The 11,684-nt window shown below is 40.4% G+C and carries 3 protein-coding genes; all 3 read right to left on the bottom strand.

What is annotated here, in order from left to right; translation table 11 throughout:
* Positions 1–4,085, bottom strand: a 4,085-nt coding sequence (locus ACX0HA_RS13185) for a beta strand repeat-containing protein (protein WP_458845758.1), incomplete at its 3' end; no start/stop codon positions are given.
* 148 nt (positions 4,086–4,233) lie between these two features.
* Positions 4,234–8,262: a T9SS type B sorting domain-containing protein gene (locus ACX0HA_RS13180; RefSeq protein WP_458845757.1), complete on the bottom strand. Its 4,029-nt coding sequence runs from the start codon at positions 8,260–8,262 to the stop codon at positions 4,234–4,236.
* A 195-nt stretch (positions 8,263–8,457) separates the two neighbouring features.
* A complete protein-coding gene (locus ACX0HA_RS13175; protein WP_458845756.1) occupies positions 8,458–11,499 on the bottom strand; it encodes a choice-of-anchor D domain-containing protein in 3,042 nt (1,013 codons plus the stop codon).
* Between the last annotated feature and the right edge of the window lie 185 nt (positions 11,500–11,684).

Below are 11,684 nucleotides of genomic sequence, written 5' to 3'. Positions count from 1 at the left end.
GCATAACCATCGGTATCGCTCACCCCGTCATCGCATAGCTCATAGTCTTCTGGCGTGGTGGCCTCAGGGACAGGGTTGGCGATCAGCTGAAGCACGACGATGTCATAACAGTCAGTAGTATTAGAATCAACACGAATATATAGTTGCTGCGAATGTGGAATGACATTAGCGTATTGATTCGTATTTGGTATCTTGTTTACATTATGCTCAGCATCTTCCGGGGTTTCATGAACAGTAACAGTAACATTTCCTAAAGCCGTTTGTATTGCCTGTATGGTATTGTCTAAATCAAAGAATTCAAAACCATCGTTGTTCAAATCACATTTGGCAATAGGGGCAGGTTGTGGGATAGGAGGTAAGCCACCCGGAGAATTATTTACTGTTATACTGGCTGATGTCGAAATACAGTCCCCAGTATTTTTTACAGTTACATTGTACGTTCCCGGGGCAACGTTATTAAAGACAGAGCTAGTTTGAAAATCAATTCCGTTTATACTGTAACTTAGTCCTGTGCCTACAGGTGAGTTAACTGTTATGGTTCCAGTAGTAGACGTACATTCTGGTTGTTCTACAGTAACATCAGCGACAGCAGGAGGAACTGGTACCGGATTGATAGTTCTGTTAATTTGTGAACTACATCCTGCGCCATTTAAAACTGTAACGGTATAAACTCCGGGAGCAAGATTACTGAAAGTTGTGCCGGGCTGAAAATTAGTCCCGTCTATACTGTAAGTAATATCGGTTGCTGTAGGGCTATTAATAGTCATTGTTCCTGTAGGAGTTGTACATGTAGGTTGTACCAGTGTGGTATTGGCTACTGCAGGAACCGGAGGAGCAGGATTAATGATTATATCTGCTGTTACAGATGTACATCCGGCAGCATTTTTAACAGTAACATGGTAAGTACCGGCTGTAAGCCCGTTAAAGACAGTTCCGGTTTGGAAAGTAGTACCATTTAGGCTATATGTTATTCCGCCGCCAACAGGAGTATTTACCATTATACTTCCGGTTTGAACGGCACATGTAGGCTGTGTTACAGTTACATCGGCTATAGCCGGAGAAGAAGGTGGAGTATTGATTGTTATAGTTGGTGTTACCGAAGTACATCCTGCCGCGTTTCTTACAGTGATGGTATAAGTTCCGGGCAAAAGATTAGCAAATACAGTTCCGGTAACAAAAGTAGTTCCGTCTATACTGTATGTTATTCCTGCACCAACAGGTGTATTTACTATAATAGTTCCGGTAAGGACAGTACACGTTGGTTGTGTTACCGTAACATTTGCTACGGAAGGAATCGCAGGAGCAGCATTAATTGTTATTGTAGGTGTTACTGATGTGCATCCGTCTGAATTTCTTACGGTGATAGTATACGTTCCCGGTAAAAGGTTAGCAAAGATATTTCCTGTTATAAATGTTGTTCCATCTATGCTATATATTATTCCTGCACCGGCAGGAGTATCTACTGTAATAGTCCCGGTAGGAGTTGTACATGTAGGCTGAGTTATAGTAACACTTGCTACAGCAGGAACAGTAGGAGCAGCATTAATTATTATCGTTGGTGTTACCGAAGTACATCCTGCTGCATTTCTTACGGTGATGGTATAGGTTCCCGGTAAAAGATTAGTAAAAGTAGCTCCAGTTACAAAAGTAGTTCCGTCCAGGCTATATGTTATTCCGGTACCAGTAGGAGTATTTACTGTAATAGTTCCTGTAGCTGCTGTACATGTTGGCTGCGTTACAGTTACATTGGCAATAGCCGGTGCAGAAGGAGCAGGACTTATTGTTATTGCAGGTGTGGTTGATGTACATCCTCCGGCATCTCTAACTGTTATATTGTATGTACCGGGATTAAGATTAGCAAAAACAGTTCCGGTTACAAATGTGGTTCCGTTTATGCTGTAAGTAATCCCTGCCCCTGTAGGTGTGTTTATTGTAATTGTTCCTGTGGGAGTTGTACATGTTGGCTGAAGCACGGTTACATCGGCAACAGCCGGACCCGCAGGAGGTGTATTAATTACAATAGGACTTGTTGCCGATGTACACCCTCCGGCATCTTTTACTGTAATTGTATATGAACCGGGATTAAGATTAGCAAATGTCGTTCCGGTACCAAAAGTAGTCGCGTCAATGCTATATGTCAGTCCGGCGCCCAGAGGAGCGTCTACTACAATTGTTCCTGTGATAGTTGTACACGTTGGTTGTGTTACGGTTACACTCGCAACAGCCGGAGCTCCGGATGCAGGATTAATTACTATCGGGGCACTTGTAGAAATGCAATTGTTACTGTTTTTTACTGTAATAGTATAAGAACCCGGAGCAACATTATTGAATACTAATCCTGCCTGAAAAGTAGTTCCGTTAATGCTATAGGTAAGGCCTGTTGCAGTTGGGGCTGTAACAGTAATAGTACCTGTAGCTGTTGTGCATGTAGGCTGAATTGTCGTAGCTGTTGCTATTGCAGGTGCGGCGATTACAGTCAGTTGTACCGCATTGCTCATCAAAGTACACGCTGTAGATGTTATCTGGCAGTAATATTGATTTGAATCGAAACTTAACGGAATCTGTGAAATAACTAAAGAATTAGTTGTAGCTCCCGAATAATTAGCGTTATTAGTTACATTAACCCAAACACCTGCTGAATTCAGAACTTTCCATTGGTAAGTAAAGCCTGCTGAAGGATTTAAGGTTACTGTAAACGTTGTTGTACCATTTTCACATACTGTGGCTGATACCGGATGTGTAATAGTTGGTACAGGAGTAGGGGTAATTGTGTGACTTCCTAAATCCTGACATAAATTGTTTGGCGTAGCATTTGTTCCGGTTGGGCCCGGATGCATTGTTATGTTCCATTCGCTACTGTTATAAGTTGGAGTTGGAGCAATAGCATTAGGCTTTCTTATGACTGTAAAGCCCGGTGAAGAAGGTGGAGAGATAACGCGGTCTATTACTACTCCATTTTTTAATAGCTCAAATTTATCATCTTGATTAAAACCACTGCCTACGGTTGCGGCAGATGATGGTGCAGCACATAAAGCTGCATTTGGCTCACTGCACGCAATAAGATAGGTTGCACCTGCATTTATTACACCTGTAAGGTTTATTATATCATTGCTAAGAGGAGTAGCAGCATTATCAACAAATCGGTAGAGGGTATAGCCATTAAGATTTATTGCAGCAGCAGTAGGATTGTATAGTTCAATCATACCACCAGCACCACCTTTTTGATCATAAATTTCAGAAATAAAGATTTCAGTAAAATTATTGGTACAAGAAGGAGTAAGCTTGTTGAAAGATCCTGTTGAACTTCCGTCACAACCATTGGCTGTAATTATTATTGCGCCTGGCGTTGCTGTAGCGGGTACAGTTGCTTTTATCGTTGTATCTGAAATAATTGAGAAAGCAGACGCATTTACATTATTGAATTTTACAGCAGTGGCATTTGTAAATCCGGTTCCTGTAATGGTCACAATTGTATTGGCAGGGCCGGATGCAGGCAGGAATGAAGAAATTACTGCTGCAGTACAGTTTGAGGTTACTGTGCCGTTTAAGGTAAAATCATCCAGTCTCATATTTCCTCCTGTACCACCCGTTACAGTAAGTGTTACAGTTACCGTACCGGTTAAACCTGTTATGGGAGTACTTACATTTGTTACTCCTATCGGTGCACCGGTTGTAGGCACCGCACCGTTCCCAACGTTAATTCCATTTATAGATAAAGCCCAGTTAGCTGGCCCTATACTACTTTTTTGTCTCCAAAAATCAAATGAAGTTATTTCCAGCTGGTAACTATTAGCAACGGTAAAAGTCAGATTTATGGTGTTTGTTCCGGGTGCTGCCGGCAATGTAATTGCTGTTGAAGCGGCTGATCCCGGATTACTTGCCCAGGTTCCGGAGCTGTTTGTCCATGAAGATCCCGAAAGATGGGAATCCATCACAGGTGGAGCAACGTTATAAGGGTGAGTGCTTATTGCTGTTGTCCCAAAATTGTGGTAGTAGACCTGGGCATGGCCACAAAAGCCAATTAAAAACAGAATAAACAGATTTAAAAGAGCAATTTTTCGTGCTGGAAAATAAGTATTTTGCATACCTTTTTTATCAGCCGAAATTATGCCGAATTCAGACTTTGGGCATTTGTAAATAGTTATATAATGGTGAACTGTTCGTGATATAATTGTAAAGAATGTAAATAAAAAAGCCGCGAATGCGGCTTTTCTACTATTGTTGTTATATTGTTTAATCACGTCGGTTAAGATAAACCCAACCTGTTTGTTGATTATTATCCGATTCAATTACATAATAATAAGTTCCTGTAGGGAGATCGGTATCCTGTTTAGATTGTCCGTGCCATTCATTTGTGTAATTGTTCTTAGAATACACTTCGTGACCATAACGGTTAAAAATAATTAGCTTAGTAACATTAAGTCCGGTAAGGTTAAAGGTGTCATTAAGGCCATCATTGTCAGGGGAGATACCTCTTGGAATGGTACAGAAATAGCTGTCTACACTTACTGATTGAGTATTATCACAACCCTGTGCATTGGTAACAGTTACAGTAAACTGAAGAGGGAAATCCTGGGTACCGCTATTGTTAGACTGGTATTGAGTAACATTAAAAGTGTTCTGGTCGTTACCTATAGTAGTTCCCTGAGCATTTTTCCATTCAAATGTTGCTGTACTTATGTCGAATGAATTATCAAGAGGAAGTACTTCTACTATATAATTATTGTCGTCACATCCCTGGCTTACACTAATTTGTGGCTGATTAGGTACTGTGTTTATTATTATGGCAGAAGTGGTTGAAGTACATCCTGCTGTACTTTTTACAGTAACAGTATAACTTCCCGGAGCTAGATTAGTAAAAATTGTTCCTGCCTGAAAATTTGTACCGTCAATGCTGTATGTAAGGTCAGCTGCTACAGGTGCTGTAACAGTAATGCTTCCTGTTGGCAAAGCACAAGTAGGCTGAATTGTTGTTACCGATGCTATTGCAGGTCCTCCCGTAACAGGATTTATTACAATTGCCGATGTTACGGAAGTACATCCATCTGCATTTTTTACAGTAACGAAATAGGTGCCCGATACAAGATTGCTAAACGTAGCTGCTGACTGGAAATTTGTTCCGTTAATGCTGTACGTAAGATCTGCTGCAAGAGGAGAAGTTATTGTGATACTTCCTGTTTGTACTGCACAAGTAGGATCTATTGTTGTCACAGCTGCAACTGCGGGTGCATTAGGTACTGTGTTTAATATTATTGGTAATGTTACCGATGTACATCCGGCATCATTTTTTACAGTGATAGTATAGCTTCCCGATGCAAGGTTTGCAAAGGTTGTTTCCGTCTGAAAGGTTGTTCCGTCAATACTGTATGTAAGGTCAGCTGCAATCGGCGCCGTAATGATTATACTTCCTGTTGGTGTTGAGCATGAAGGCTGTACGGGTGTTGCAGTTGCAACAGCCGGAGCCACTGGAACGGTATTTATTGTTATTGGAGTTGTTGCAGAGGTACAACCGGCTGCATTTTTCACAGTAACGATGTATATGCCGGGCGCAAGGTTTGCAAAAGTTGTTTCTGGCTGGAAAGTTGCACCGTCAATACTGTATGTAAGGTCGGCTGCAAGAGGTGATGTAACGATTATACTTCCTGTAGGCACTGTACATGTAGGCTGTAACGTTGTTATACTTGCTACAGCCGGTGCTCCCGGTGCAGGGTTTATGGTTACAGGAGCTGTTACCGAAGTACATCCTGCTGCATTTTTTACAGTTACTGTATACGTTCCGGCAATAAGGTTAGCAAAGGTTGTTTCCGTTTGGAAGGTTATTCCATTAATGCTGTAGGTAAGATCTGCTGCAAGAGGAGAAGTTATCGTGATGCTTCCGGTTGGTAGGGCACAAGTAGGATCTATTGTCGTTACCGATGCTACAGCGGGTGCTCCCGGTACTGCGTTTATTGTTATTGGAGCAGTTACTGAAGTACATCCATCTGTGTTTCTTACAGTAACGGTATATGTTCCCGGTACCAGGTTGGCAAAAGTTGTTGCTGCCTGATATGTAGTTCCGTTAATGCTGTATGTTAAATTAGCTGCTGTAGGAGAGATAACTGTAATGCTTCCTGTTGGTGTTGTACATGTAGGCTGTACAGTTGTTACAGTTGCTACTGCCGGTGTTACAGGAGACTGGTTTATTGTAATAGGAGCTGTTACCGAAGTACATCCTGCGCTATTTTTAACGGTAACGGTATATGTTCCGGGCATTAGGTTGGCAAAAGTTGTTGCTGCCTGATATGTTGTTCCGTCAAGGCTGTAAGTTATACCTGCTGCTATTGGAGTTAAAACTATTATGCTTCCGGTTGCTACGGTACAAGTTGGCTGTACTGTTGTTACAGTTGCTACAGCCGGTGTTACAGGAGCCTGGTTTATTGTAATAGGAGCTGTTACCGAAGTACATCCTGTGCTATTTTTAACGGTAACAGTATATATTCCGGGTATTAGGTTGGCAAAAGTTGTTGTTGACTGATATGTTGTTCCGTCAAGGCTATAAGTTATACCTGTTGCTATTGGAGTTAAAACTATTATGCTTCCTGTTGCTACTGTACATGTAGGCTGCCCTGTTGTTACAGTTGCAACTACAGGCTGAGGAGTTACTGTAAGTCGTGCTGCATTACTGATTAGTGTACAGGTTCCTGATACCATTTCGCAATAATACTGATTGCCGCTAAAAGATGCCGGAACACTATTTAGTGTAAGTGTTGCAGTAGTTACACCTGAATAATTAGCATTGTTTGCGATATTTACCCAGTTGCCCGCACTATTAAGAACTTTCCATTGGTAAGTGAAACCGGTGGGGTCGCTTAATGTGACAGAAAAAGTTGTAGTACCGTTTTCACAAACGCTTACTGATGCAGGTTGCGTTACAGTAGGAGGAGTGCCTCCCGGTATTGGGTCTACAATATGGTTACCTAAGTCCTGACAAAAATTATTTGGCAGGTTAACCCCAGGCTGATCCGCAGGATGTTGTGTGATATTCCAGTCGTTTACATTATAAGTCGTTGTTGGAGCTATAGCATTAGGTTTTCTGATCTGGGTAAAGCCTTTTGCCGGAGGAGTCATAATCCTGTCTATAACAGTTCCGTTTTTCAAAAGTTCAAATTTATCGTCTTCGTTAAATCCGCTTCCTAATGTTGCAGATGCAGATGGTGCAACACAAATAGAAGGATTAGGGGCGTTGCAAGCCACAAGATAGATCATTTCAGATCCTAATGTGCCTGTAAGATTCAAAATATTTGTAGGAGTATTTGGATTGTCTCCAAATCGTTGTAATGTATAGCCTGATAAATTGATTGTAGAGGCTGTTGGATTGTATATTTCTATCATTCCGCCGCTTCCTGACTCCTGGTCATAAAGTTCTGATATATACAAATCGGTCGGAGGTAGAGTAATTGTACAGTTATTGTTTATAAGTGTAAAAGAAGGTCCGTTTCCCGGACAGGAATTAGTTGTAACAGTAACAGCGCCAGTTGTTGCAGCTGCCGGTATTATTGCAGTTATTACGTTGTCTGATACAACTGTATATACTGCATCTACACCATTGAATTTTACTGCCGATGTGCCTGTACCATTCTGAAAACCGCTTCCGTTTATGGTTACTAGTGTATTAATGGGGCCTGAAGCAGGATTTAAAGAAGTAATAACCGGTGCTACACAAGAATTTGTAACAGTACCATTAAGTGTGAAATCATCAACGCGAAACGTTCCTCCTCCTGTGCCTCCGCTAAGCGTCATTACAATGTTTACGGTGCCGGTTAAGGCTGCTACAGGATTAGTTACCGGAAGAGTTCCGGTTGCTGTACCGGTTGATGGTATTGTGCCCGAACCAACATTAGTACCATTAATGGCCATAGACCAGTTTTGTCCTCCCGAAGGGCTTCTTTGCCTCCAAAAGGAATATGAATCTATAGAAAGTTGTTTGCCCGGTGCTACGGTAAAGCTAAGCGTTACAGATGTAGTACCCGTAAAATTATAAAGGCCAAGTGCCACTCCTGTGGAGCCGTTATAGTTTATCCATGTCCCGGCCTCATTTGTCCAGGCAGAATTGGAAAGGTTAGGATTAATTGTATTCGGAGCTACAGTGTAAGGATAACTGTTAATTGTTCCTGTGCCAAAATTGTGTTGGTACACTACTTGTGCTGATAATGTGTTTATTAACGACACGATCAGCGCAATTATTAAGGCTGTTTTTTTTGTGAGAGTAATTTTTTTGTGCATGTTTTTTGTACTTAAGTGACAGATATTTAATCGATTGATTAATGTGGCGCAAGCTACCTTTTAATAAAAAACACCTAATTATTTAAACCTTATAAAAAGGTTATCTTATACCTTCTAAATTTAAATTAAGGTTAATGAAAAAAAACTCCGGCAGCCTTTTATGGCTGCCGGAGCATATTATTCAGAGTAAATAAACTAGTTTATTATAACTCGTTTTGTAGAAACTTTAGCACCTTCAGTTATTACTACCATGTAAATACCTTTCTGAGCACCGGCCATATCTATAAGCTCATTGTCAGAAACAGATTTTTTCACGATAACTTTTCCTGATGCATCATACACCATGATATCTGCGGTTTCAGTAGCTAAATCAATCTGGAATTGTCCGTTGTTAGGGTTTGGATAAACCACAACTTCTGAGTTTTCCACAACTTCTGATTTAGATTTCATTGCAGTTCTGTTTCCAGATCCTTCGTAGCAAGTCCATGTAATATCATCAATGATGATTCTGTTACCTGTATTCACAAGTTCAATTGTTGCATCAGCAGATACATTTACTGCAAAAGTGAAAGTAGAAGCAATATCTGAAGAAACTGCGATGTCAGCACCATACTGAACACCATTTACAAATACTTTAAGTGTAGAGTTGTTAGTAAATACTCTTTTGTATTTAAAGCTTAGTGTACCAATACCACCTAATATAGCTTCGGTATTTTTTACGCTTCCTACTCTTATAGCAATAGCTTTACCGTTTTCAGTCTGGTCAGTTCTTGAATCTGTAGCAGTCCAGTCGATACCGTTATCACCTGTCCAGCTTCTTGTAGCATAAGAGCTAGCTGATGCACCAATGTTGCTGAAAGTTTCGCCACCACCAGTACATGTAAATATTGTTGTGTCACCTTCAGTCTCTATAGCAGCTGCTGAATAAGCCGGGCCACCAAGACATTCTGTATTGTTGTAAGGATATACGGCAATTGCATAAGTAGTGCTAGGAGAAAGATTCTCGATTGTAAATGTAGCACTAGTACCTACATAACCTACAGTTGCAGTACCTACAACATCACCTACAGTATATACTGTTCCGTTAGAAGCAGGATCAATTGTTCCGGCAGTAGTATAGAATGCAACATATCCATTAGCAGTTACACCAGTTACCTGCACATCAAGAGAAGTTGCAGTTTCGTTTGAAACAACTGCATTAGCAGTAAGAACATCTGGAGTTGCACATAGGTTCTGAGCTTTTGAAGTCAGATTAACCACACATGAACCTTCTGTTGTATCGTTGCTTACTATGGTTAGTGTTGTAGCATATTCGCCTACAGCAGCAGCATTAAGCCTAACAGTAACATCTTCAGTTCCAAGGTAAGGGATAGTAACCGGTGTAGAAGGGTTTGTTACAGTAAAGTTTGTAGAGTCGCTTAGTGTAATGGCAGTAATAACAAGATCCTGAAGACCTTCATTTTTGATTGTAAAAATAGCGTCATTATTAGTGCCTACCTGTACAGTTCCATAGTTGATATCAAAATCACCACAGCTTTTTTTGTTTTGCTCTTCATCATAAAGTTGTAATTCCGGTCTGTCTGGAGTAGAGTAGCAGTTCCATACCAGGTCATCAATTACAGTTCTGTTTCCGCTGTTAACAAGCTCAATTGTTACCGGGCCTTCAACATCAATATCCTCGCTGAATGTTGCAGCAGTTTCTGAAGATACTGTGATATCAGCACCATATTGTACTCCATTTACAAAAAGTTTAAGGGTAGAGTTGTCATTAAATACTCTTTTGTAGCTAAAAGATAAGTGGCCTATACCGCCATTAACAGGAGTAATATTCTTAAGAGTACCTGAACGTAGCGTGATAGCTTTTCCGTTTAAAGTCTGGTCATTTCTTGAATCTGTAGCATTCCATTGCCATCCATTATCACCTACCCATGTTCTGTTTGTGTAAGTAGAAGAGTTTGTGCCAAGGTTTGTAAATGTTTCATTACCACCATTACAAGGAGCAACAGGAGTAGAGAAAAAAGTATCTATAGATTCAGCAGTGAAATATAGAGGCCCACCAGTACAGTTTGCACTGTTATAAGGGAAAACAAAAAGATAGTATGGAGTGTTTTCAGTTAAACCTCCAATAGAAATATTTGCAAGGTTTCCTTTGTAAGCAACGGTTCCGTTACCTATAGCATTACCAACATTGTAGCTGGCACCATCGGCAGGAAGACCACCCAGAGGAGTTACTGTTGATACAACAACAAGATAAGATTCTGCACCGGCAACAGTAACAGTAGCATTGATCGAGAATGGAGTAAGGTTATCAAGATCGATTTCGCCGTTTTCAACAACCGGAGCCACACAAGGAGCTAGTCCAGCACCTTTAAGATTTACCACACAGGCAGCTTCGTTAGAATCATTACTGTTTACAGTAAGTGTAGAAGTCTTATTACCACCTGAAGCAGCATTGAAACGTACCAATACTATTGCAGATCCAGAAGCAGCTACTGTAAAAGATGAAGTAGAAGGTGATACAATTGAAAAATCAGTAGTGTTACTTAGAGCAAGAGATGAAACATTAAGAGCAGATGTTCCTGTATTCTTAATAGTAAATACAGCATCAGTAGAAACACCTGTTGCCTGTGAACCAAAGTCAACTGTAAGCTCGCCACAGTTAAAGTTTGTACCGGCACCGTTAGCGATCTGGATTTCAGGACCCACAGCAGGAACATCGTAGCAATTCCAAACAAGATCATCTATAGTAGTCCTGTTTCCGCTGTTTCTGATTTCGATAGTTACGTTTCCTGATACATTGATTGCTTGTGAGAAAACAGAAGAAGTATCAGATGAAACTGTAATGTCTCCACCATATTGAGTTCCGTTAACAAAAACTTTTAATGTAGAGTTTCCTGTAAATACTCTTTTATAGTTAAAGCTAAGAGTTCCTACGCCACCACTAATAGTTGTTGTATTAGTAAGTGTACCTGTTCTCATTGCAAGAGCTTTACCGTTAAGAGTCTGGTCAGTTCTTGAATCTGATGCGCTCCATCCTACACTATTGTCACCTGTCCATGTTCTTGTAGAATAAGCAGTAGAGTTTGCACCCAAATTAGCGAATGTTTCATTGCCTCCCCCGGCACATTCAATAGTTTTACGGATTTCCGTAAGTGTAACATTTGCAGCAGCCTGAAATGTAGTTCCAATTGAAACTACCATCAAAGCCAGCGCTAAGAAAAATCGTTTTGTGAACATAATTAATAAATTTAAGTTGGTTTTAAATTGTTTCATTAAGGATTTTTACCTGCAGGGTTTATCACTCAACTACTCAAAATTAATTTTAAAGAAGTTCACGAAAACGATTTATAGAATAAGATTTTATTAAGGAAAAGTGATTAATTATTTGATATTTATATAGTTATGTTTTAAAATTTAGAAAT

The sequence above is a fragment of the Flavobacterium hauense genome (assembly GCF_054457175.1).
Note: the sequence above shows the minus strand (reverse complement) of the source record. Positions and strands in the feature narration are given on the sequence as shown.

Bases quoted from the DNA above. Each gene is read 5' to 3' on its own strand.
- ACX0HA_RS13180 (WP_458845757.1), bottom strand. From the start codon at position 8,262: ATGCACAAAAAAATTACTCTCACAAAAAAAACAGCCTTAATAATTGCG.
- ACX0HA_RS13175 (WP_458845756.1), bottom strand. From the start codon at position 11,499: ATGTTCACAAAACGATTTTTCTTAGCGCTGGCTTTGATGGTAGTTTCA.